Annotated in this window: 24 protein-coding genes; 14 read left to right on the forward strand and 10 right to left on the reverse strand. The window is 64.3% G+C overall.

Translation table 11 applies throughout. The features are described 5' to 3' along the window. Positions 1–53 precede the first annotated feature (53 nt). Positions 54–275 (forward strand): hypothetical protein, encoded by a 222-nt coding sequence (locus OC450_RS06085; RefSeq protein ID WP_211382468.1) that lies wholly within the window; start codon positions 54–56, stop codon positions 273–275. Here the strand turns inward: OC450_RS06085 and OC450_RS06090 are convergent. The 3 genes from OC450_RS06090 to OC450_RS06100 all read right to left on the reverse strand — a co-directional run bounded on the left by OC450_RS06090 (position 272) and on the right by OC450_RS06100 (position 8,971). Continuing rightward, positions 272–1,762 carry an HWE histidine kinase domain-containing protein gene (locus OC450_RS06090; protein ID WP_211382469.1) on the reverse strand — a complete coding sequence of 497 codons (1,491 nt, stop codon included), beginning with the start codon at positions 1,760–1,762 and terminating at the stop codon, positions 272–274. The two genes, OC450_RS06085 and OC450_RS06090, sit on opposite strands and share 4 nt — an antisense overlap. A gap of 14 nt (positions 1,763–1,776) precedes the next feature. Continuing rightward, positions 1,777–8,070 carry a HAMP domain-containing protein gene (locus OC450_RS06095; protein ID WP_211382470.1) on the reverse strand — a complete coding sequence of 2,098 codons (6,294 nt, stop codon included), beginning with the start codon at positions 8,068–8,070 and terminating at the stop codon, positions 1,777–1,779. A 391-nt stretch (positions 8,071–8,461) separates the two neighbouring features. After that, positions 8,462–8,971 carry a hypothetical protein gene (locus OC450_RS06100; protein ID WP_211382471.1) on the reverse strand — a complete coding sequence of 170 codons (510 nt, stop codon included), beginning with the start codon at positions 8,969–8,971 and terminating at the stop codon, positions 8,462–8,464. Positions 8,972–9,067: 96 nt separating this feature from the next. On the opposite strand from OC450_RS06100, the gene OC450_RS06105 reads away from it, so the two are divergent. The 3 genes from OC450_RS06105 (at position 9,068) to OC450_RS06115 (ending at position 9,798) form a co-directional block, all read left to right on the forward strand. Then, positions 9,068–9,262, forward strand: a complete 195-nt coding sequence (locus OC450_RS06105; protein ID WP_249128924.1) for a hypothetical protein — start codon at positions 9,068–9,070, stop codon at positions 9,260–9,262. Between the two features lie 118 nt (positions 9,263–9,380). After that, on the forward strand, positions 9,381–9,512 hold the full coding sequence (locus OC450_RS06110) for a hypothetical protein (protein WP_262047460.1): 132 nt from the start codon (positions 9,381–9,383) through the stop codon (positions 9,510–9,512). Between the two features lie 70 nt (positions 9,513–9,582). After that, complete coding sequence (locus OC450_RS06115; RefSeq protein ID WP_262047461.1) at positions 9,583–9,798, forward strand: hypothetical protein; 216 nt, start codon at positions 9,583–9,585, stop codon at positions 9,796–9,798. 163 nt (positions 9,799–9,961) lie between these two features. Here the strand turns inward: OC450_RS06115 and OC450_RS06120 are convergent, their stop codons facing one another. Further along, positions 9,962–10,210, reverse strand: a complete 249-nt coding sequence (locus OC450_RS06120; protein WP_211382473.1) for a hypothetical protein — start codon at positions 10,208–10,210, stop codon at positions 9,962–9,964. 176 nt (positions 10,211–10,386) lie between these two features. Between OC450_RS06120 and OC450_RS06125 the strand changes: the two genes are divergently transcribed. The 3 genes from OC450_RS06125 (at position 10,387) to OC450_RS06135 (ending at position 11,900) form a co-directional block, all read left to right on the forward strand. Continuing rightward, positions 10,387–10,554, forward strand: a complete 168-nt coding sequence (locus tag OC450_RS06125; RefSeq protein WP_211382474.1) for a hypothetical protein — start codon at positions 10,387–10,389, stop codon at positions 10,552–10,554. A 348-nt stretch (positions 10,555–10,902) separates the two neighbouring features. Then, positions 10,903–11,277, forward strand: coding sequence for a PRC-barrel domain-containing protein (locus tag OC450_RS06130; protein ID WP_211382475.1), 375 nt, complete (start codon positions 10,903–10,905; stop codon positions 11,275–11,277). A gap of 392 nt (positions 11,278–11,669) precedes the next feature. Then, the gene (locus OC450_RS06135) at positions 11,670–11,900 is read left to right on the forward strand and encodes a hypothetical protein (protein ID WP_211382476.1); all 231 of its coding nucleotides are present in this window, start codon (positions 11,670–11,672) and stop codon (positions 11,898–11,900) included. 592 nt (positions 11,901–12,492) lie between these two features. Here OC450_RS06135 and OC450_RS06140 read toward each other — a convergent pair. Continuing rightward, positions 12,493–12,960, reverse strand: a complete 468-nt coding sequence (locus OC450_RS06140) for a winged helix-turn-helix transcriptional regulator (RefSeq protein ID WP_262047462.1) — start codon at positions 12,958–12,960, stop codon at positions 12,493–12,495. Positions 12,961–13,123: 163 nt separating this feature from the next. On the opposite strand from OC450_RS06140, the gene OC450_RS06145 reads away from it, so the two are divergent. The 4 genes from OC450_RS06145 (at position 13,124) to OC450_RS06160 (ending at position 17,212) form a co-directional block, all read left to right on the forward strand. Then, on the forward strand, positions 13,124–13,861 hold the full coding sequence (locus OC450_RS06145) for an SDR family oxidoreductase (protein WP_211382478.1): 738 nt from the start codon (positions 13,124–13,126) through the stop codon (positions 13,859–13,861). Between the two features lie 63 nt (positions 13,862–13,924). Beyond that, positions 13,925–14,926, forward strand: coding sequence for an NAD(P)H-dependent flavin oxidoreductase (locus OC450_RS06150; protein WP_211382479.1), 1,002 nt, complete (start codon positions 13,925–13,927; stop codon positions 14,924–14,926). Between the two features lie 106 nt (positions 14,927–15,032). Next, positions 15,033–15,452, forward strand: coding sequence for a hypothetical protein (locus OC450_RS06155; protein ID WP_211382480.1), 420 nt, complete (start codon positions 15,033–15,035; stop codon positions 15,450–15,452). A gap of 185 nt (positions 15,453–15,637) precedes the next feature. After that, on the forward strand, positions 15,638–17,212 hold the full coding sequence (locus tag OC450_RS06160; RefSeq protein ID WP_262047463.1) for an alkaline phosphatase D family protein: 1,575 nt from the start codon (positions 15,638–15,640) through the stop codon (positions 17,210–17,212). On the opposite strand, the gene OC450_RS06165 is transcribed toward OC450_RS06160, so the two are convergent. After that, positions 17,209–17,430 carry a hypothetical protein gene (locus tag OC450_RS06165; RefSeq protein ID WP_211382482.1) on the reverse strand — a complete coding sequence of 74 codons (222 nt, stop codon included), beginning with the start codon at positions 17,428–17,430 and terminating at the stop codon, positions 17,209–17,211. The two genes, OC450_RS06160 and OC450_RS06165, sit on opposite strands and share 4 nt — an antisense overlap. Before the next feature lie 245 nt (positions 17,431–17,675). On the opposite strand from OC450_RS06165, the gene OC450_RS06170 reads away from it, so the two are divergent. Then, positions 17,676–18,494, forward strand: a complete 819-nt coding sequence (locus tag OC450_RS06170) for an aldo/keto reductase (RefSeq protein WP_211382483.1) — start codon at positions 17,676–17,678, stop codon at positions 18,492–18,494. A gap of 70 nt (positions 18,495–18,564) precedes the next feature. On the opposite strand, the gene OC450_RS06175 is transcribed toward OC450_RS06170, so the two are convergent. Next, positions 18,565–18,783: a hypothetical protein gene (locus OC450_RS06175; RefSeq protein ID WP_211382484.1), complete on the reverse strand. Its 219-nt coding sequence runs from the start codon at positions 18,781–18,783 to the stop codon at positions 18,565–18,567. Positions 18,784–18,878: 95 nt separating this feature from the next. After that, positions 18,879–19,331: a hypothetical protein gene (locus OC450_RS06180; RefSeq protein WP_211382485.1), complete on the reverse strand. Its 453-nt coding sequence runs from the start codon at positions 19,329–19,331 to the stop codon at positions 18,879–18,881. Positions 19,332–19,487: 156 nt separating this feature from the next. Between OC450_RS06180 and OC450_RS06185 the strand changes: the two genes are divergently transcribed. Further along, positions 19,488–19,760: a helix-turn-helix domain-containing protein gene (locus OC450_RS06185; RefSeq protein WP_211382486.1), complete on the forward strand. Its 273-nt coding sequence runs from the start codon at positions 19,488–19,490 to the stop codon at positions 19,758–19,760. A gap of 18 nt (positions 19,761–19,778) precedes the next feature. Further along, entirely contained in the window at positions 19,779–20,633 is an 855-nt protein-coding gene (gene hpaD, locus OC450_RS06190) for a 3,4-dihydroxyphenylacetate 2,3-dioxygenase (RefSeq protein ID WP_211382487.1), read from the forward strand. Positions 20,634–20,643: 10 nt separating this feature from the next. On the opposite strand, the gene OC450_RS06195 is transcribed toward hpaD, so the two are convergent. Both OC450_RS06195 and OC450_RS06200 read right to left on the reverse strand, forming a co-directional pair. Beyond that, positions 20,644–21,879 carry a PLP-dependent aminotransferase family protein gene (locus OC450_RS06195; protein WP_262047464.1) on the reverse strand — a complete coding sequence of 412 codons (1,236 nt, stop codon included), beginning with the start codon at positions 21,877–21,879 and terminating at the stop codon, positions 20,644–20,646. A 79-nt stretch (positions 21,880–21,958) separates the two neighbouring features. Next, the gene (locus tag OC450_RS06200; RefSeq protein WP_211383508.1) at positions 21,959–22,486 is read right to left on the reverse strand and encodes a DUF3124 domain-containing protein; all 528 of its coding nucleotides are present in this window, start codon (positions 22,484–22,486) and stop codon (positions 21,959–21,961) included. Positions 22,487–22,551: the final 65 nt, after the last annotated feature.

Here is a 22,551-nt window from a genome sequence, read left to right on the forward strand (position 1 = left end):
GACGTTCATGCCGGGCCTGCGAGGATGAACGCCACAACACGGGAACATCCGATATGGGCAAGGTAGTCTTTCTTTACCGCTCGCTGGCCTATCGAAACGCCGCTGCGGACATCCTTCGCAAGGCACGCAAGCTGCCGCGCGGAGCCGAGCGCAGCGCGGCTCGCCGCTATGCACATGCGCTGCGCGATCTCGCCCGGACAGAAGCCTGGCTCGAAGGGCGCGTCGCGCGCGACCGGCGGACGGCGCAGCGCATGACGAGTGCGGCGTCCGGCTAACCGGATGCGCGCTGCAATTCGGCGGAGCCTGCGGCTTCGAATTTGCCGGGTGCGGTTGTCGCGGCAGTCTTGCGTGTCAACGGCACCTCCAGGCGGCACAACAGGCCTTCGGCGCGCCAATCGAATTGCGCCTGCCCGCCGAGCTGGGACTCGACGCTCGCAAGCAGGCTCCGCGTACCGAAGCCGCGGGATTTCGGAATCCCGACCAGCGGGCCGCCGGATTCCTCCCAGGTCAGCGTGAGCAGCTCGTCCTCGACCTGCCAGCCGATCCCGAGGCGTCCCGACCGCGTCGAGAGCGCGCCATACTTCGCCGAATTGGTGAAAAGCTCATGCAGCGCCAGCGCCAGCGTCTGCGCGGTCGCCGGCAGCAACTGAACTTCGGGACCTGCCAATTTGATCTGTCCGCCGAGGGAATAGGGCGCAAGCTCCTCGTCGATCAGCTTCGAGAGTTCGGCGCCCTGCCAGCTCGACAGCGACAGGATCGTATGCACGCGCGCCAGCGCATTGATGCGTCCCTCGACGGCGCTGACATAGGCCTTGACCTCGTCGGCGCGGGTGAGGCGCACGATCGATTGCGCGAGCGCCAGCGCATTCTTGGCCCGATGATCGACTTCGCGTGCCAGCAGGTTCTGCCGCTCCTCGGCGCGCTTGCGTTCGGTGATGTCGACCGTCACGCCGCTGACGCGCACGACCCTACCGCTGTCGTCGACCGTGGCGGCCGCCGTGCCGACACACCAGCGCACGTCGCCATCCGGCCGCACAATGCGGAACTCCGTTTCGTAGGCGCGCGTGCCCTTGTTGAATTCGGCGATCGCCTTGCGCAGCTGATCGACGTCGTCGGGATGCAGCAGTGCCTGAACGTTGGCCGGGTTGACCTCGAAGCTGTCGGGGCCGACACCAAAGATACGATATTGCCCCTCGTCCCACATCCAGTCGCCGGTGATCCAGTCCCAGTCCCAGGACCCCATCTTGCCTGCGGCGATCGCCATGCTGCGCCGCTCTTCGCTCTCGCGCAGCTTCGCGGTGGAATTCTCCAGCTCGGCGGTGCGCGCACGCACGCGGTCCTCGAGATCCTGGTTCAGCCGCTCGAGTTCGCGCGTCTTGCGATAGAGCTCGGCAAACACCTTGACCTTGGCGCGCAGCACCTCCGGCACGACAGGCACCGGCACGTAATCGACCGCGCCCATTTCATAGCCGCGCAACCGGTCGATGTCGCTGACCTGAATCGCCGAGATGAAGATCATCGCCGTCTTCTGGAAGCGCGGATGCTCGCGGATCATCGCGGCGAGCTCGAAGCCGTCGAGCTCGGGCATGCAGACGTCGACAAGAATCACCGCGATCTCGGTCTTGAGCAGTAACTCCAGCGCCTCGCGGCCCGACGAGGCGACCACGAGGTTCTCGCCGAGCTCCTTCAGGATCACCTCGTAGGCGAGCAGCTTGGCCGGCTGGTCGTCGACGAGGAGGATGTTGACCTTTTCGTGGTCCATTCGCAGATCCAAACTCAACGGTGCAGCCACATGCGGATCGCAAGCAGCAATTGATCGGTGTTGACGGGTTTGGCGAGGTAGTCGGACGCGCCGGCCTCCAGGCATTTCTCGCGGTCGCCCTTCATCGCCTTGGCGGTCAGCGCGATGATCGGAAGGCGGGCGAAGGCCGGATTTTCACGGATGACGCCGATGGTCTGGTAGCCATCCATCTGCGGCATCATGATGTCCATCAGCACGATGGCGATTTCCGGATTGGATTCGACTAGGGTCACCGCCTCGCTGCCGGTCGTGGCCGTCAGCACCTTCATGCCACGCCGTTCCAGCACGCTCGACAGCGCGAAGATGTTGCGGGCATCGTCGTCGACGAGCAGCGCGGTCCTGCCGATCAGGTCTTCGTCGGAACTGTTCAGCTTCTCCAGCATGCGCTGCTTCTCGACGGGAAGTTCCGTGATCACGCGGTGCAGGAACAACGCGGTCTCGTCGAGCAGGCGCTCCGGAGATTCCACACCCTTTACCACGATGCTGCGCGCCATGGTGTGGAGTTCCGCATCTTCCTCGGCCGACAGCTCGCGGCCGGTGAAGACCACGACCGGAACGTTCGACAGCGCGTCGTCGTTGCGAATCTGGTCCAGTACATCGAAGCCGCTCATGTCGGGCAGCCGCAGGTCGAGCACGACGCAATCACAAGGCGACTCGCGCAGCATCGAGAGTGCGTCGGCGCCGGTGCCGGTCGTCACGATCTCGATGTCGTCGTGATGCAGCAGTTCGCGGATCGAGAGCTGCTCGGCCTCGTTGTCCTCGACGATAAGCAGCCGCTTGCGCCGCGGTCGCGCATATTCCTTGATCTGCGTCAGCGCGGCCGAGACGCCCTCGGTCGTCGTCGGCTTGTTGACGAAGGAGAAGGCCCCGCGCGCCAGCGCATGCTGGCGGTCCTCGTCGAGCGTGATGATCTGCACGGGGATGTGGCGGGTCAGCGGATTGTGCTTGAGCTGGCTCAGCACGGTCCAGCCGAGCATGTCGGGCAGGAACACGTCGAGCGAGACCGCTCTCGGCTGATACTGCTTCGCAAGCTCCAGCGCCTCCGCGCCGCGGGCGGCGACCAGGACCTTGAAGCCCTTGTCGCGCGCGAGGTCGACCAGAACGCGCGCGTAATGCGGGTCGTCCTCGACGATCAGGAGGATGCTGTCGCCGGGTTCGAGGTTGAGCCGGTCGTCGGAAAGCTGCTCGATGACGCGTTGCTGTTCGGGCATGGTGGGCTGCAGCGCCGGCGGCTGGCTGTATTGAGACGAAGGTGCGGCGCGCGGCGCGAGCGTCGGGCCGGAGTATTTCAGCGGCAGATAGAGCGTGAAGCACGACCCCTTGCCCGGCGAGCTGCGCAGGTGGATTTCGCCGCCGAGCAGGCTTGCGAGCTCGCGGCTGATCGCAAGGCCGAGGCCGGTGCCGCCATATTTGCGGCTGGTGCCGGCATCCGCTTGCTGGAACGCCTCGAAGATCAGCTTCTGCTTCTCAAGGGGAATGCCGATGCCGGTGTCGGACACTTCGAACGCGATCACGGCCGGTGCCGAGTTCAGCACCGGGTGATCCGTCCCCCAGCCGCCGACCGCGCCGGCGACCGTCAGGCGCACTTCGCCTTCGGCGGTGAACTTGAAGGCGTTAGAGAGCAGGTTCTTCAAAACCTGCTGCAGGCGCTTGGAGTCGGTGACGATGCTGCGCGCGAGATTCGGATCGACGTCGATCTTGAACGACAAATTGCGGTTTTCCGCCTCGTGACGGAACGGTCGCCCGACGGTCTCGAGCAGGTTCGCGGTCAGGATTTCCTCGGCGTCGACCGTCACCGTGCCGGACTCGATCTTGGAGAGATCGAGAATGTCGCTGATGAGATTGAGCAGGTCGGTGCCGGCGCCGTGGATGGTGCGGGCGAATTCGACCTGCTTGCCAGTGAGGTTGCCGTCCGGATTGTCGGTGAGCTGCTGTCCCAGGATCAGGATCGAGTTCAGCGGCGTGCGCAGCTCGTGGCTCATATTGGCGAGGAATTCGGACTTGTACTTCGAGGTAAGCGCAAGCTCGGTCGCCTTTTCCTCCAGCGCGCGGCGGGCCTGCTCGATCTCCTGGTTCTTGCGCTCGACCTCGACGTTGCGCTCGGCGAGCTGCTGCGCCTTTTGTTCGAGCTGGTCGTTGGTCTGCTGCAATTCGCGCTGCTGGGTCTGGAGCTCGCCGGCGAGCTGCTGCGACTGCTTGAGCAGGCCTTCGGTCTGCATCGTCGCCTCGATCGAGTTGAGCACGATGCCGATCGAGTCCGTGAGCTGCTCCAGGAATGTCATCTGCGAGGTCGTGAACGAGGTCAGCGAGGCGAGCTCGATCACCGCCTTGACCTGGCCCTCGAACAGCACCGGCAGTACGACCAGGTTCTTCGGTGCGACGCGGAACAGTGCCGAATTGATCGGCACCACGTCGGCCGGAATGTCGGCGATGACGCGCGGCCGTCGGTCGAGGGCGCATTGGCCGATCAAGCCGTCGCCGAGCGGCAGCACGCGCTGATACGGATAGACGCCGTCGCCGGCGTAGGAGGCGAGCAGCAGAAGCTGCGGACTGTCCTCGCTCTCGACCTGGTAGATCACGCCGGTATGCGCGTTCACCAGCGGCGACAGCTCGGTGAGCAGCAGCCGGCCGACGGTGGCGAGGTCGCGCTGGCCCTGGAGCATGTTGGTGAATTTGGCGAGGTTGGTCTTCAGCCAGTCCTGCTCGGTGTTCACGTCCGTCGTCAGACGGAGGTTCGTGATCATCGTGTTGATGTTGTCCTTCAACTCCGCGACTTCGCCGCGGGCATCGACCTGGATCGACCGTGTCAGGTCGCCCTTGGTCACGGCGGTCGCGACTTCCGCGATCGCGCGCACCTGCGAGGTGAGGTTGGCCGCCAGCAGGTTGACGTTGCCGGTGAGGTCCTTCCAGGTGCCGGCTGCGCCGGGCACGTTGGCCTGGCCGCCGAGCCGACCCTCGACGCCGACCTCGCGCGCCACCGACGTCACCTGGTCGGCGAAGATCGCCAGCGTCTCTGTCATGTTGTTGATGGTGTCGGCGAGCGCTGCGACCTCGCCCTTCGATTTCACGGTGAGGTTCTGCTTGAGGTCGCCGTTGGCGACCGCGGTCACGACCTTGACGATGCCGCGGACCTGCTCGGTCAGGTTCGCCGCCATGAAATTCACGGTGTCGGTGAGGTCCTTCCAGGTACCGGCGACGCCCGGCACCGCGGCCTGACCGCCGAGCTTGCCCTCGGTGCCGACCTCGCGCGCGACGCGCGTGACTTCGCCGGCGAAGGCGTTGAGCTGGTCCACCATGGTGTTGATGGTATTCTTCAGCTCGAGGATTTCACCCTTCACGTCGACGGTGATCTTGCGGGACAAGTCACCGCGCGCCACAGCGGTGGTCACTTCGGCGATGTTGCGGACCTGCGTGGTGAGGTTCGCCGCGAGCAGGTTGACGTTGTCGGTGAGGTCCTTCCAGGTGCCGCCGACGCCGGGCACGACCGCCTGACCGCCGAGCCGTCCCTCGGTGCCGACCTCGCGCGCCACGCGCGTCACTTCGGCGGCGAAGGAGCGGAGCTGCTCGACCATCGTGTTAAGCGTGTCCTTCAACAGAAGGATTTCGCCGCGCACGTCCACGGTGATCTTCTTCGACAGGTCGCCGCCGGCGATCGCGGTCGCGACCTCGGCGATGTTGCGGACCTGTGCCGTCAGGTTCGAGGCCATGAAGTTGACGTTGTCGGTCAGGTCCTTCCAGGTGCCGGCAACGCCGGGCACCTCGGCCTGACCGCCGAGCTTGCCCTCGGTGCCGACCTCGCGCGCGACGCGCGTCACTTCGCCGGCAAAGCCGTTGAGCTGGTCCACCATGGTGTTGATGGTGTTCTTCAGCTCGAGGATCTCGCCCTTCACGTCCACGGTGATCTTGCGCGACAAGTCCCCGCGTGCCACGGCGGTGGTCACTTCGGCGATGTTGCGGACCTGGGCGGTCAGGTTGCCCGCCATCGAGTTGACGCTGTCGGTGAGGTCTTTCCAGGTGCCTGCGACGCCGGGCACGTTGGCCTGACCGCCGAGGCGGCCTTCGGTGCCGACCTCGCGCGCGACGCGCGTCACCTCGCCGGCGAAGCGGTTGAGCTGGTCGACCATCGTGTTCAGCGTGTCCTTGAGCTGAAGGATCTCGCCGCGGACGTCCACCGTGATCTTGCGCGACAGGTCGCCGCCGGCGATGGCGGTAGCGACCTCGGCGATGTTGCGGACCTGGGCGGTGAGGTTGCCCGCCATCGAGTTGACGTTGTCGGTGAGGTCTTTCCAGGTGCCGGCGACGCCGGTCACCTGCGCCTGACCGCCAAGCTTGCCCTCGGTGCCGACCTCGCGTGCGACGCGCGTGACTTCGCCGGCGAAGGCGTTGAGCTGGTCCACCATGGTGTTGAGCGTTTCCTTCAACTGAAGGATTTCGCCCGACACGTTCACGGTGATCTTCTTCGACAAATCGCCCTTGGCCACCGCGGTCGCCACTTCGGCGATGTTGCGGACCTGGCCAGTTAGGTTCGAGGCCATCGAGTTGACGCTGTCGGTGAGGTCCTTCCAGGTGCCGGCGACGCCGCGCACCTGGGCCTGGCCGCCGAGCTTGCCTTCGGTGCCGACCTCGCGCGCGACGCGCGTGACTTCGCCCGCGAAGGCGTTGAGCTGGTCCACCATCGTGTTGATGGTGTCCTTCAGCTCCAGGATTTCGCCGCGAACGTCCACGGTGATTTTCTTGGAGAGGTCGCCGCCCGCGACCGCGGTCGTCACCTCGGCGATGTTACGGACCTGTGCCGTCAGGTTCGAGGCCATCGAGTTGACGCTCTCGGTGAGGTCCTTCCAGGTGCCGGCGACGCCGAGCACGTTGGCCTGGCCACCGAGCCGTCCCTCGGTGCCGACCTCGCGTGCGACGCGCGTGACTTCGCCGGCGAAGGCGTTGAGCTGGTCCACCATCGTATTCAGCGTTTCCTTCAGCTGAAGGATTTCGCCGGACACGTTCACCGTGATCTTCTTGGAGAGGTCGCCGCCGGCGATGGCGGTGGCGACATCGGCGATGTTGCGGACCTGTGCCGTCAGGTTCGACGCCATGAAGTTGACGTTGTCGGTGAGGTCCTTCCAGGTACCGGCGACGCCCGGCACCTGGGCCTGGCCGCCGAGCTTGCCTTCGGTGCCGACCTCGCGCGCGACGCGCGTCACTTCCGAGGCGAAGGAGTTGAGCTGGTCCACCATCGTGTTGATGGTGTCCTTCAGCTCCAGAATCTCGCCGCGCACGTCCACGGTGATTTTGCGCGAGAGGTCGCCGCGCGCCACGGCGGTGGTGACGTTGGCGATGTTGCGGACCTGCGCGGTGAGGTTGCCGCACATCGCGTTGACGGAGTCGGTCAGGTCCTTCCAGGTGCCGGCGACGCCGGGCACGATCGCCTGGCCGCCGAGCTTTCCGTCGGTGCCGACCTCGCGCGCCACGCGCGTCACTTCCGAGGCGAAGGAGCGGAGCTGGTCCACCATCGTGTTGATGGCTTCCTTGAGCTGAAGGATCTCGCCGCGGACGTCGACCGTGATCTTCTTGGAGAGGTCGCCATTGGCGACCGCGATCGTCACCTCGGCGATGTTGCGAACCTGGTTGGTCAGGTTGTTCGCCATCGAGTTGACGCTCTCGGTCAGATCCTTCCAGACGCCGGTCACTTCCGGCACCTGGGCCTGGCCGCCGAGCTTGCCTTCGGTGCCGACCTCGCGCGCGACGCGCGTCACCTCGGAGGTGAACACGCCGAGCTGCTTGATCATGGTGTTGACGATGTTCGCCGACTGCAAAAACTCGCCGCGTAGCGGGCGGCCGTCGACGTCGAGCTTTACGGTCTCGAGCAGGTCGCCCTGCGCCACGGCTGCGACCGCGCGCGTCACCTCGCGCGTCGGCCACAACAAATCGTCGATCAGCGTGTTGACGGAGCCTTCCATGTCGGCCCAGGAGCCGCTGGCGAGGCCGAACTTCACACGCTGGCGCGTCTTGCCCTCGCGGCCCACCACCTGGCCGACAAGCTCGAGTTGCTGAGCCATGCGCTGGTTGGCGGCGATGATTTCGTTGAAAGTGTCGGCGAGCTTGCCGTCGATGCCGAGATAGTCGCCGCTCATGCGCACGGAAAAATCGCCGCTGCGCATGGCCTGCAGGGCGAGCAGCAATTCCGCCCGGGAATCCGGCTCCGACATGCTGTTGGTTTTTGGCTTTGGGACGCGACGACCGGAGCGTGATCCAGTTCCGGGATCGAGGTCGCTCATACTGATTCCCCCGCAGGCGTCGGCCGAATCCAAGGCAAGACGCGATTATCAAAATAGAGCGTCAGCCAAATTCGAAATCAAGCACCAACGTGGCGGCGCCGGGAATTGGAACCTGCTTTGCTCAGCCCAACGGAGATAATCCCCATGGGACGGAATGGTTCCATCGCGGCCTCCAGGATTTTCGGGCCGGAGGTGCTTGTCCCCTGTGCCTGTTTGGGGCTCGGGGCCATCGGAGAGTCGGCCCTGCCGTTAGGCCGCCAACACAGGGAGAGCGTCCATGAGAGCAGGATTAATTGTCGTCGGGGATGCAGGCCGGGACAGGATGCCGGAAAGCGATCGCACCGTTTGGCCGGAGAGCCAGCAACATCATCCGGGTAACAAATGATAAAGGTTACTTGTCCGCCATGGTGCGTTCGGCGTCCTTGACCTGTGAGCGCAACAGCGGGAGCTGCTCGCGCGCGAACGCTGCAAGGGCGGCGTTGTCGGGGGCCTTGAGGTAACGTTCGAGCAGGTCGATGACCGATTCGTATTCGGGAATCTGCGCGGCATAGAAGCTTCTTACGTAACTTGGTCCGTCCGAGGTTTCGGGCTGGACCAGGGCGCTTGCGCGGGCTGTCTTGGCGACGCGCGGTTCGGTGCCGATCGCTTCCTGAATCTGTTTCAGTACCTTGTCGCGCCAGTCTGCTTCTTCGGCGCGCAGGGCGGCGAGGTTGTTGACCTCCGCATTGCCCTTGAGGTCGGTGCTTTCCAGCAGGCCCTGCTGGAAGCGGCTGAACGCGTAGAGGCCGCTGACGACCTCGGTCGCGGTCGGCGGGGGATCGCCAAGGCGCCGCTCCCCGGTGCTGTCGGCGAGCGCCGCAGTGCTGACGAACGTCAGGACTATCGCGACAAGAATCTTCATGGGCATTCAACGGCGGACGGTGGGGCGAAGTTCCGCCCGTGTTACGATCCCGTAAGGGCGCTTGCGACGCGAAGGTTCCGTCCCCAATTTGAGTTCATGAAACAGTCTGATATCTTCAGGGACAACGCCGACAACTGCCTTCAGCTCGCAGAGCGGGCCGAAGGACAACCGGCGCACAAACGCTTTTCACGGATGGCGGACGCGTGGACGGCACTCGCGCACGAGCAGGAATGGCTCGACGGCGAGGTCCCGCCCGTCGTGGTCCGCATCCCTCGACAGCGGGACGCGTGACGCTCTCGTTTTCGTGAATCTGCGTGTGAGACTGCTCACGGAGTGCAAGCGACCAATTTGGGATCATTCGGGAACAGTCGATCGCGCTGATTTTCGATTCCAGAAGGAGGTTTTTGCAATGGCTCCACGTCTGGCTCTTCTCTCACTCATTCTCGCCTTTGGCGTCTCGGTCGCGTTCGCGACGGTGACGACCGTGCGGCAGGTGCATCATGAAAATGCATCGCCTGCCTTCCACGCGGCGCATATCTAGCGTCTTTCCGGAACATTCGACGCGGCCGGGCGTAAGCGCTTCGATGGATCAAGAGAGGCGAACGAACATCATGGCGAATTCGCATCAAGGCATCGCCAAGGACCAGCGCGGCGAGGAGCAGCCGCGTGACAAGCAGCGGGCACAGACCGTCCACAAGACGGATCCGCAAGCAAGCCGCAACGGCTCGCCCTCGCGAGAGGCGACGCGCGATCCGAAGCTGAATGACGAGAGCAAGACGCCGGGCTCAGGGGCGATGCCGGACGGTTCAAACGACGCGACGGGCTAGTTCCCGCGAGGAACGGATCCGCTCGCAAAAAGTCGACGGATTGTTTCCGGTAGTCATGCCCCTGGTGCGCCGGAAGCAATCTCCAAGGACGGCCCTGGAACCCTCGGTGCCGGGGTCGTTTGCTTGTGCGGGTCGTTTGTTTGTGGATGTCTCGTAAGACAGGTCAATCCTCTGCGTCGCGGTCGCCACCGATCGGCGCGTGCCCGTCCGGGCCGCGCGCGAAGACGCCGTAATTGCTCGACTTGACGCCGCTGCCCGCATCGTCTCCCACAGCGGCCAGGCCGAGCCTGAGCAGCTCGCGAACGGCTGCCGCCCGCGTCGGCATGCGATGCTTGAACCGGAAATCGTCGAGAGCAGACAGTTCTTCCGGCGAGAGCATCACCTGAAGCCGCTCGGCGCGGAGGTCATTCATTGGAAATCACTCCAAATGAGCTGTTTGAGTAGTTTACTCAACAATCCAATTTGGCAAGAGTTCCGCAAGCTGAGCCACAGGCGTCAAATGAGTAAAAAAATAAAATGAAATCAATAAGTTAAGTTGTTTTATCGGGTCCCGGAAAGGCGTATCCTTGGCCAAAAGGGAGAGACGTCATGACGGAAGAAGTCAGATTGCCCCGCAAGCTTTCCGAAGAGACCGAAGCAGCCAAACCGGTGCGCCCGAGCCACCAGAAGGTCATCGACCAGGCGGAGCGCTGGGCCAACAGTCCGGGCCTTCAACCGCCGAAGTCGCAGCCTTCGCCCAGCGCGAAAGCGGTCTAAGGTTTCAAGAAGGGAGAGCCCTTTAACGAGGGCGAACAGGCCGATCGGTGCGCGGTCCGTAGGAGGCGATGCGAAGCCTGCGCCTGAGCAACCAGGCCGATACGGAAATGACGGCCCAAACCGTCGATGCCGCGATGAAGGCGAGTGCGACGCTGGCCCCGACAGCGACATGAAACACACCTCCGAAACCGGCGCGCAGACCGAAGGCGACCACAAGCCAGGCGCCGAAGGCGAGGATCGTGGCGGAGCGCGCCGAGACGAAGCCTCATCAGCACGTGACGCGGAGCACACCGGAACGATCGCTCGTCTATCCGGGTTGCCTCCACACTGGCTGAGTGGAGAATTGAAATGCTGAATCAAGTCGAACTGGACCAAAGCGAGATGGGCAAGTTGATCGGCAGCGACAAGGTCGAGGGAACATCGGTCTATGGCGCCGATCGCAACAAGATCGGCTCGATCGAACGCGTGATGATCGACAAGGTCAGCGGCAGGGTGTCCTACGCCGTGCTCGGCTTCGGCGGCTTTTTGGGCCTCGGCAACGACCACTATCCGCTGCCCTGGCAGTCGCTGAAGTACGATACGGAGCTTGGCGGTTATGTTACCGGCATCACCACCAAGGAACTGGAAGGCGCGCCGAAATACCGCGAACGGAATGATTGGAACTGGAGCGATGACGCCGCGGTCCGCGGCATCAACTCCTACTACGGCGTCCCATTCGCGTAGGTCAGACCGACTGGGGTTCGCACGGACAGACGGACAAGCCCTGGAAGGGATCTCCGGAGAAGGAGCAGGGATCGGACGAGGTGAAGCCCGATCTCGAGAAATGGCACGTGACGAAGACGCACCGACACACCGGTGCGTCTCGTTCCGATACCCCCGCTGGCGCGCAGCCCCTGCAATGTTGAAGCTGTCATTGGACAGTTCCACTCGGCGACGCTTCTGGCACGGCTCGTAACGCTCGAACTGGGAGAGCGTAGCCACTAGCGCGAGCGTTCCAGCGCCACGACGATCAGGGCCCGGATGCCGTTCTGATCGGCCGCGCCGTTGATCCAGGTCAACGTGCGCCGACCGAGACAGGCATGTCTGGTCGTGGGGCTAAACCATGGAGAGCACGCATGATCAGGTTGTTTGCCGCCGCTGCGTTTGCCGTAGCCATTGCAACGTCGGCGCAGGCGATGTCGCCCGCGCCGCTTCATCAGCCGGACGGCATGGCCACACGGGTCGCCTTCCTTTGCGGGCCGGGTCGGACGTTGGTCGGCGGCGTCTGCATCTCCAGAGTCGCCAAACGGCAAATCCGCAGATGTGCGGTGTGGGGCGCGGGCCATGTCTGCCGTCAGTGGCACTGATGCCGGACGAAAGTGACGGACAATGAGAGCTCGCCGCTGTTGTCAGTGCAGGGAGCGGCGAGCCTCACGCGGACCTTAATAACAGGGTGGATACGGATAGTAACCACAGGCCCTGCGGTAGCGATAAGCGCCATAGGCCGCGGCGCCTCCCACGGCGGCCGCACCGTAATAGGCGCGCCGGTGCACTCTGCGGTTGACGCCTGCCACGCTCATCGGTGTAAGCGGTCGCCCAACTCTCGCCTCGGCGCGATCAAGCGATACGGATGGCCCGTTCGCCGGCGAGTAATCCGGCGACAGCGGAACTGCGGTCAAGAGCCCAGCCATCACGATCAGTCCAAGAAGCTTGGCGGTTCTTGTCATGTGTTCTCTCCCTGAGATGCGATCATCAGAGGGAACGTGTCATGGCGTTCGGGCTCACCCTTGACCAATATCAATGGAACCCAACTCCAATGCGCCGCAGAAAATCGAGCTGGTCGCGAGCCGTATCGTGCATCTTCGCGCAGTCGTGGGCACGATAGCGTGCACAATGACGTGGCTGTCGAGTTCGCCAGCGCGGGCTGAGCGGCGATCGCCGTAGCGACCTCGCGTCCGTTCACCCCGCCACCGCCTCCTTACGCCCTGGTCCCGGATGCACATGCACCTGCTTCGCATGCAGCACCTCGCCGCATTCCGAGCACACCATCACGGGGTCGAACTGCTTGCCGCAGGTCTTGTGCTCGTGCAGCAGCGGGCGGCCGCGTTCGTCGCCCATGTGGGCGTCGCCCCAATGCACCATCGCCATGATGATCGGGTAGAGGTCGAGGCCCTTCTGGGTGAGGATATATTCATAGCGTTTGGGCGCCTCTGAATAGGGGACGCGGCGCAGGATGCCGAAGCGGACCAGCTTCTTCAGCCGCTCCGAGAGCAGGTGCCGCGTGATCTGAAGCGAGGATTGAAAACCCTCGAAGCGCCGCACCCGCAAAAAGCATTCGCGCAGGATCAGCAGCGTCCAGCGGTCACCGACCACCGCGACGGTGCGGGAGAGCGAGCAGGGCTCTTCGTCCAGCGTGTCCCAATTCATGATGCCGTCTCCCGGCCGAGCCTAGTAAGTCAGAAAAAGGAACTGACTTGAATGATCAGCGCTATTTGCAAAGAAGCCTAACAGTCCGTCGCGAAGTTTGACAGTTCTATTTTAGAACTATAGCCTTCGGCCCAATTACACGCTCTCACCGGAGGAGGCGACTTTGCCCAAGCGAAACGCGACAGCTGCCGTGATCGGGGCCGGCGATTTCATCGGCTCGGAGATTGCCAAGAAGTTTGCCGCCGAAGGTTTCGCGGTCTTCGCCGGCCGCCGCAACGGCGACAAGCTCGCGCCGCTGGTGCGGGACATCGAGGCCGCGGGCGGCGAGATCCATGCGCGTTCGCTCGATGCGCGGAAAGAGGAGGAGGTCATCTCCTTCCTCAACGACGCCGACAAGCACGCGCCGCTGGACGTCTGCATCTTCAACGTCGGCGCCAACGTCAATTTTCCGATCCTCGACACCAGCGAGCGCGTGTTCCGCAAGGTCTGGGAGATGGCCTGCTATTCCGGCTTCCTCGCGGGGCGCGAAGCGGCGCGGCTGATGCTGGCGCGCGGCGGCGGCAAGATCTTCTTCACCGGTGCGACCGCGTCCCTGCGCGGCGGCAGCGGCTTTGCCGCCTTCGCCAGTGCCAAGTTCGGCCTGCGCGCGGTGGCGCAGGCGATGGCGCGCGAGCTTGGGCCGAAGAACATCCACGTCGCCCATCTCATCATCGATTCCGGCGTCGACACCGAATGGGTGCGGCAGCGCCGGCTCGAAGCCCTCGGGCCCAATGCGCTCGACAATCCCGACCTCCTGATGCCGCCATCGGCTGTGGCCGATTCCTATTGGCAGCTCTATCAGCAGCCCAAGAGTGCCTGGACCTTCGAGATGGAGATCAGGCCGTTCGGAGAGAAATGGTGACCGCCGCGCAAAAGTCCGGCTAGACTGATCCAAACACAAATCGAAACTTCGGGAGGCCCAAACGTGAAGACCGCGATCACCGAACTGTTCGGCATCGAGCACCCCATCATCCAGGGCGGCATGCATTTCGTCGGTTTTGCCGAACTGGCTGCCGCCGTCTCCAATGCCGGCGGGCTCGGCATCATCACCGGTCTCACGCAGAAGACGCCGGAATTGCTCGCCAAGGAGATCGCGCGCTGCCGCGGCATGACCGACAAGCCGTTCGGCGTGAACCTCACCTTCCTGCCGACCTTCGCGGCGCCGCCCTATCCGGAATACATCGCGGCCATCGTCGAGGGCGGCATCAAGGCGGTGGAGACCGCGGGTCGCAGCCCGGAAGCCTACATGCCGGCGCTGAAGGCCGCTGGCATCAAGGTCATCCACAAATGCACGTCGGTCCGGCATTCACTGAAAGCCGAACGCATCGGCTGCGACGCCGTCAGCGTCGATGGCTTCGAGTGCGGCGGTCATCCCGGTGAGGACGACATCCCCAACATGATCCTGCTGCCCCGTGCGGCGGAGGAGCTGAAGATTCCGTTCGTCGCCTCCGGCGGCATGGCGGACGGCCGCAGCCTCGTTGCGGCGCTCTCGCTGGGCGCGGCCGGCATGAACATGGGCACGCGCTTCATCGCCACCAAGGAAGCGCCGGTGCATCAGAACGTGAAGAACGCGCTGGTCGCGGCCACCGAGCTCGACACCCGCCTGATCATGCGGAGCTTGCGCAACACCGAGCGCGTGCTCAAGAACGCCAACGTCGATCGCCTGCTCGAGATCGAGCGCGAGAAGGGCGACAAGCTCAAGATCGACGACATCCACGACCAGGTCGCGGGCGTCTATCCCAGGATCATGCTGGAGGGCCAGATGGATGCGGGCGCCTGGAGCTGCGGAATGGTGGCCGGCCTCATCCACGACATCCCCTCATGCAAGGAACTGGTGGATCGCATCATGGGCGAAGCGGAAACCATCATCCGGAGCCGCCTGATGGGGTTCCTGGACGGGACGGGTGCAGCGCGAAAGGTCGCCTGACACCGCAAACTTCTTAACCACGGCGGCATTTGGCCGCTGGAATTGCGCGCGACGCCTCCTAGATAGAAGTAAATTACCCCTTAACAATCAATTTCAGGAGGCGTCCGTGGTCCTGAAGAGCGTATCTTTTGTCGTTGCCCTCGGCGTCGTGCTCGCATGGGGCGGCCTCGCGCGCGCTGATGACTACAAGCCCGGTGAATATCTCGGCCTTGACCTGTCCAAGGCAGTCCTGTCGCCGAAGCGGCTCGGGCCCGAGACGCAATTCGCTCCTGTTGCGCTGGAGGCGCGCGGCGGCAACGAAGCGCAGGCGCGGGCCGAACCGGTAGATGTGCCGAAGAAGGTCGCGGCTGAACGTGTGCATGTGTCCGAGCCGAAGGTCGCGCACGCTAGGCCCGCGCAGCCGCGCGGCGCCGCTCGCACCAGACTCGCGCATCGTCACGGCAATCCTCTGGATGCGCAGGCGATGGACACCCGAATCCAGACCTGGCCGTGCCGCAGCGGCGGCATCTGCAACTGGAAGCATTAGCTGGCGAGACAGCCGGACCCAACGCTCTCCCCGTAAGAACGGGGCGAACGAGTGCACCGTCGCGCAGGTGTAGCCCGATCCGTCATCTGTCCGTCGCAAAACCGTAGGCATGGAGTCAAGAAACCGTAAGCCGGGAGTCAAACGGCGCAGGCACCTTCCGTCGCGATTCGACGAAGGTTCCCTGAATGGCAACGCTCCGCGCCGCGCGCGCCTGGACCCGGCGGCAGTTCCTGGTCCGCTCCACCTCAAGCCTCGCCGTCGCCTCGCTCGGCACACTCGCCAAGCCGCACCTCGGCCGCGCCGCGGATCGTCCGCAGATCGCAGGCGGCATCCAGTCCGGCGATATCTCGGACGGCTCGGCTGTGATCTGGGCGCGCGCTGACCGGCCTGCGCGCATGCAGGTGGAGTGCTCGACCGTCGAGAGCTTCAAGACCGTCATCGCGTCAGCTTCGCGCGATGCGTTGCCGGACGCCGACTTCACGTCAAAAGTCCTTCTGAACGATCTGCCACCGGGGCAAGACATCTTCTATCGAGTCCGCTTCGACGACGTCGCGACCGGCGTTGCCGGCGAAACCCGCGTCGGCCATTTCCGCACCGCGCCGTCTGCCGGCCGGTCGATCTCGTTCCTGTGGTCGGGTGATGTCGCGGGGCAGGGCTGGGGCATCGACATCTCGCGCGGCGGCTATCGCAGCTATCGCACGATGCTCGACAACCGCCCGGACTTCTTCATCCACTCCGGCGACCACATCTACGCCGACTGCACGATTCCCTCCCAGCAGAAGCTGCCGAACGGAGAGACCTGGCGCAATCTGGTGACCGAGGAGAAATCCGAGGTCGCGCACACGCTGGCGCAGTTCCGCGGCAACTACAAATACAACCACCTCGACGAGCATTTCCGCGCTTTCCACGCCGAGGTGCCGATGTTCGCGCAGTGGGACGACCACGAGGTCACCAACGACTGGTCGCCGACCGGCAGCTATGACGACGCCGGCCACGAGGACGACGGCACGCCGCGTTTGGTCGCGCGCGCCCGCCGCGCCTTCTTCGACTTCATGCCGATCCGCGACATCGGCGCGCGGAAGGGGCGGGTCTATCGCAAGATCGCCTATGGTCCGCGGCTCGATGTCTTCATGATCGACATGCGCAGCTATCGCGACGACAGCTGGAACAAGGGCGATGACCATCGCGGCTGGATCCTGGGCGCCGAGCAGCTCGCCTGGCTGAAGCGCGAGCTCGCCGCCTCGCGCGCTACCTGGAAGGTGATCGCCGCCGACCTGCCGATCGGCCTCGTCAGCCCGGATGCGGTTGCGCTCGGCGACGGGCCGCCCGACCGGCGCGAGCACGAAATCGCCGATCTGCTGGCCTCGATCAAGCGCACCGGTGTTCGCAACATCGTCTGGCTCACCGCCGACATGCACTACACCGCTGCGCATTATTACGATCCAAACAAGGCGCAGTTCAGGGATTTCGAGCCGTTCTGGGAATTCGTCTCCGGTCCCCTGCATGCCGGCACCTGGGGGCCGGGCGAACTGGACGACACGTTTGGTCCGGTCGCGATGTACCAGAACGGATGCAGCGAAGCGCAGGGCGAGAATCTGGCGCCCTGCTTCGGCTTGCAGTTCTTCGGCCGCGTCGATATCGACGGCCGCAACGGCGTGATGACCGTGACGCTGAAAGACGTCGACGACCGCGACCTCTGGTCGGTCGACATCGAGCCGCAGCCGCAGGCACGCCCGGCCGTGGTGGCGCAGCATTCCTAAGGCATGCGCAGGCCGATGCCGCCGCGCACGGGCCGGGTCACGGGCTGCGGGGCTTCTGCGCGCGCATTCATCCAGGCCGGCAGCTGCGGGGCCGTGGATTGCCGGACGAAAAACTCGCCCTGCTTGGGTGAGCCCATATAGGCGAAGCCGTCGGCATAGGTCGGCGTGGCACCGGCAAGGGCGGCCGCCAGGATGGCCATCGTCAGAATCGTCTGCATGATCGTCTCCGTGTCGCGTGCGGCCGGAATGACCGCCATGGTCTGATGCTGACAGGAGAGGGGCATAAGCTGAAATGCCGTTTGGCTGTCGCGGCGATGCCCGCCGGCTATTTTGCTAACCCGATCTTGATTGGTCCAGGGGTGCCATCCGCGCTAAAGTGCCCGCTCCCGCCGCCTCTTTTCCATCACCGAAGAGTCCGTTCCCGCGGACCCACCGCGCGCTGAAATACGTCAGGAGTTAACTCATGGGCAATCTGAAGACACAGGGCATCAGCATGCCCAAGCTCGGCCTCGGCACATTCCGCATGCAGGGCGATGCCTGCCGCGACGCGGTCGAGAGCGCGCTGTCGATCGGGTATCGCCACATCGACACGGCCGAGATGTACGGCAACGAGGAACCGATCGGCGCGGCTCTCGCCGCGGCGCGGCTGCCGCGCAGCGAGCTGCATGTCACGACGAAGGTCTGGCACGAGAATCTGGCGCCGGACGCGATCCGACGGGCCTTCGACGCCAGCCTGAACAAGCTGCGACTCGACCATGTCGATCTCTATCTCGTGCATTGGCCGTCGAAAGCCGCGAACTGGGGCGCGGTTTTCGACACCTTGATGAAGCTGAAGGAGGAGGGGCGCACGCGGGCGATCGGCGTTGCCAATTTCACCACGGCGCTGCTCAAGATCGCGGTCGAGGACATCAAGGCGCCGATCGCCTGCAACCAGATCGAGTATCACGCCATGCTCGATCAATCGAAGGTGCTGGCCTATCTCCAGGCCAGGTCGATTCCGCTGGTCGCCTATTGCCCGCTGGCGCAGGGACGCATCGCCTCGGATCCGGTGCTGGCGGAGATCGGCACCAGGCACAATGCGACGGCTGCGCAGGTTGCGCTGAAATGGCTGCTCGATCAGGACGGCGTCGCGGCGATCCCGAAGGCCGCGCGCCGCGAGAGCCAGCAGGCCAATCTCGACGCAATGAAGATCACGCTCGACGATGCCGACCGCAAGAAGATCGCCGCGTTGCCCAAGGACAGTCGCTGCGTCAATCCCGGCTTTGCGCCGGCGTGGGATTAGCTTTGCCAGCACAGTTTTGAGACGCAAAGAAATGGCCCCGCGAGGGGCCATTTCCATGATGCGTTAGGCATTAATCCCAGTGGTGACGGTGACCGCGCTTGACCACCACGACCCGGTCGCGATGGTGCCAGCCGCGATGCCAGCCATGATCGCGATGCTCGCGCATTTCGGCGCGGGCGCCGTAGCCGTGATGGCCGCTCTTGATCACCACCGTTTCGGCATTCGCCATCGTCGGTGCAACGATCGCGAGCGCGCCGAGAGCCGCAACCACAAAACCAAGCTTCTTCATGATGTCCTCCTCCAATTCAATGCCAATGAGAACTGCGCATGCGCGCGAACGTTCCGGAGGAACGGGAAGAGAATTCTGAACACTTGTTCAGGTAGTTAATCGCAGCGTTGCTGCGCGGGTGTCGGCGCGCCGGTGGCGACGTATTTGCCGTCCCTGATCGTGTACTGGCCGCGCTCGCTGCGATTGTAGATCGCACGCAGCCTTCCTTGCTTTGACACCAGCAGGCCGAACTCTCGCGTCTGCTGGAGCGAGGGGAAGTACACCATCAGATTGAGCAGGCCCTCGGCGTTGACCGTTGCGGACACCACTTCGTTCTCGTCCCTGGCCTCGCCGAAATCACGCCGGTACATCACCCGGCCGTCCTTCCGGATCTCGTAGGTCAAGAGGGCGCCCTTGTCGCGGTCGGGCCGAGCTGCGCAGTCGACCGCCCATGAGCCGAGCAGGCCCCATTGCTCGACCGTTGCCGCAAGCGACCCGGCGCCGGCTGCGGCGGTGAACGCGACCCACAGCACCGCTGCCGCGATCAAGCGGCTCAAACCACGCGTCATGTCCTGAAGATCCCGCCTCGAAGAATTCCAAAGTGTAGCAGCCTGCTCGCAGCCGTCCATGGCAGCAGCCGATCGCGCGCGAATTTGATCCGCGTCAATGAGGCGGCCTGATTGCCCTGTAGGATGGTGCTTCCGGTAGGCGAATTGGATAGATCGATGCTGAATCAAGTCGTGGATTTTGCGGGCGAAGTGCTGCCGGGGAGCCGTGCCGCGCCGCCTTACTCCGAGACCGCGTTTCTGGCCGAGCTGGGCGACCGCCTGAGGTCCTCGCGCATGCGTTGCGACCTGTCGCGCCGCGAACTCGCCCGCCGCTCCGGGATTTCCGAGCGCTACATCGCCCAGATCGAGGCCGGTAAGGGCAACGTCTCGATCGTGCTGCTGCTGCGGCTGGCCTCCGCGATCCACGGCAGCCAGCCCCAGGCGGCCTGACGCTTTGAGGTGACCGCGATGGGGCAGCTCGTACTGGCAGCGAAGGTCACCCATGTTCCATCCTTGATGTTGTCGGAGCAGCCAGGAAGCTCCTTGCGCGCCGCGCGCGAAGCGGCCGTCCAATCCCTGCGCGAGCTTGGACGGCGGGCGAAACAGCGTGGCGTCACCAGCTTCGTGGTGTTTGACACCCATTGGCTCTCCAATTTCGGCTATCACATCAACGCCAATGCCCGGCATCGCGGCTCGTTCACCAGCCACGAGGCGCCGCAGATGATTCAGGATCTGCGCTACGACCTGCCGGGCGACACGCGGCTCGCCGAGGCAATCGCCAGCGGGGCCGGCGATGCAGGCCTCAATGTCATCGCGCACCAGGTGGCGAGCCTCGGGCTCGAGTACGGCACCATCGTGCCGATGCACTACATGAACCCGGATGGCTTCGCGAAGGTGATCTCGGTCGCCTCGCCGCTGTTCACGTCCTTCGAGGAAAGCCGTACCCTCGGCGAAGCGACGCGCCGTGCGATCGAGAAATCCGGCGAACAGGTCGCGATCGTTGCCAGCGGCTCGCTCTCGCATCGGCTCTGGCCCAACAAGAAGCTGGGCCCTGAGGCGTGGACGAGTGTTGCCAGCGAGTTCAACCGCCAGGTCGATCTCCGCGTGCTCGAGCTTTGGCAAAGCCGCCGCTACCGCGAATTCCTCGACATGCTCCCGGACTATGCCACCAAGTGCAATGGCGAAGGCGGCATGGCTGACACCATCATGCTATTCGCCGCGCTTGGCTGGTACGAGTACCATGGCAGAGCCGAGCAGCTCTGCGAGTACTTTCCGTCATCCGGCAGCGGCCAGGTGAACGTGGAGTTTCACGTCGAGGCGTGAGGCATAGCCTTCACGCTCGCGCCTTCTCGACATTGGCGCTGCGGGCTGGCACGCCGAACTCCCGGCGGCAGACCTCGGCCAGCACGGCGACGCCGTCGCGGATCTGCTGATGCGAGGGGCTTGCAAAGCACAGCCTGAGGCGCGAGCTGGAATGGCTCTTGTCGGTCGACCATTCCGGCCCCGGGTTGATCGAGACGCCGGCCGCGAGTGCAGCCTGGTACAGCTTCAGCGTGTCGACCTGATCGGGCAGCTTCACCCACAGGAAGATGCCGCCCTTGGGCTCCTCGAACTCGGCCGCGGTGCCGAATTGCTCGTTGAGGGCTTCCATCAGCGTATCGAGCTTGGTGCGCAGCGCCTTGGTCAGCGCCGGCACGTGGCTTGCGAAGTGCGGCTTGCAATAGGCGGCGAGCACCATCTGCTCCAGCGCGCCGGAGCCGGCGTCCGTCTTCAGTGCCAGCATCCGCGACATCACATCCCAGGGCGCGACGATGAAGCCGACACGCAGCGCCGGCGCGATCGATTTCGAGAACGAGCCGATATGGATCACGCCGCCGTTCGGGCTCATCGCGTAAATTGCCGGCGGCCGCTGGCCGGACCAGACGAGGTCGGCATAGCAATCGTCCTCGAAAACAGGCACGCCATATTCGGCGGCCAGCCGCACCAGTTCGGCGCGGCGGCTCTCCGGCATGATGCTGCCGGTCGGGTTCTGCACGGTCGGAATGGTGTAGATGTATTTCGGCCGGATGCCGCGGCTCTTCAGGTCGGCCAGCGTCGAGGCCAGCGCGTCCATGCGCATGCCGTCCTCGTCGAGCGGGATGCCCACCACGTTGACCCCGAGCCGTGCCAGGCGTGTCAAGGAGCCCTGATAGCTCTCCTGCTCGAAGATCACGGTGTCGCCGCGGCTCAGCAGCGTCGAGTTGACGAGGTCAAGCGCCTGCAGCGAGCCGGAGACGATCAGCAGATCGTCCACGGTGCAGTTGATGCCGGCATCGCGCTTGAGTTTTGTCACCAGGAATTCGCGCAAGGGCATGTAACCTTGCGGACCATGTGCCAACCCGTAAGTGGCAAGCGATCGGCCCTCACGTTGCAAGGCCGTGCTGGCGGCCTCGATCAGCTCATCCAGTGGCAGCTGCCCGGAATCGTTGTTGCCGCCGACAAAACTGTATTTGGCAAGGCCCGTCCAGCGCGCGGAAGGGGCCGGTAGCCCTGCGGGAAACAGGGGCGCGAAATCGAAGCTGGACGTCATGGGGGCGTTCCTCTTTTCTGTTTCTTGTTGAGCGGCCGGCGTTGCGCCGGTCAGCCTTGCTTCTGTCGTGCCGGCCGCCTCACTTCTTGCCGGCCGTCCGGGTCGGACGGCCTTGGCTGATGAAAGCGTAATGTGCATTGGCGACGCCGCCAACCATCAAGGCCTCGACAACAGGCTCGGCGATCTCGCCCGCGGCGGCCCAGTCGACGAGGAAATTGGCTCCGGTCCCGCCGCGAACGTCGTCGGTCGGAATGAAGATCGAGACGGTGGCCAGAGGCTTCAGCGCCACCTGACCCTTCAGGTAGGTCTCCACCTGCTTGCCTGCCGTGTCGAAATAGGCGATGCGTTTGACCACCAGAGGCTGGGTCTCGGAGGCGTTGTGCACGCTCAAGGTCACCGAGAAGTCGACACGCAGCTTGCCCTGGCTCATCGCGACGCTGGAATAGGCCGGCACGTAGAACCCGCCGGAGACCGTGAGTTCCTCCTTCGGCAGTGCGGTGAGCGAATCGGCAAAGTTTTGTTCGATATTGACCTTGGACTGCGCGGCCGCAGGCAAGACGGATGCGAGCGTGCCTATCAACACGGCGGCAGCGAACGCCAAACGCATGTGACGAATTGCTCGCTTGCCGCGCCGCACTCGATCACTAGGGTGCGGCAAAACGGACCGATCTG

The sequence above is a fragment of the Bradyrhizobium sp. Bra78 genome, assembly GCF_024519855.1.
GTDB lineage: Bacteria > Pseudomonadota > Alphaproteobacteria > Rhizobiales > Xanthobacteraceae > Bradyrhizobium > Bradyrhizobium japonicum_G.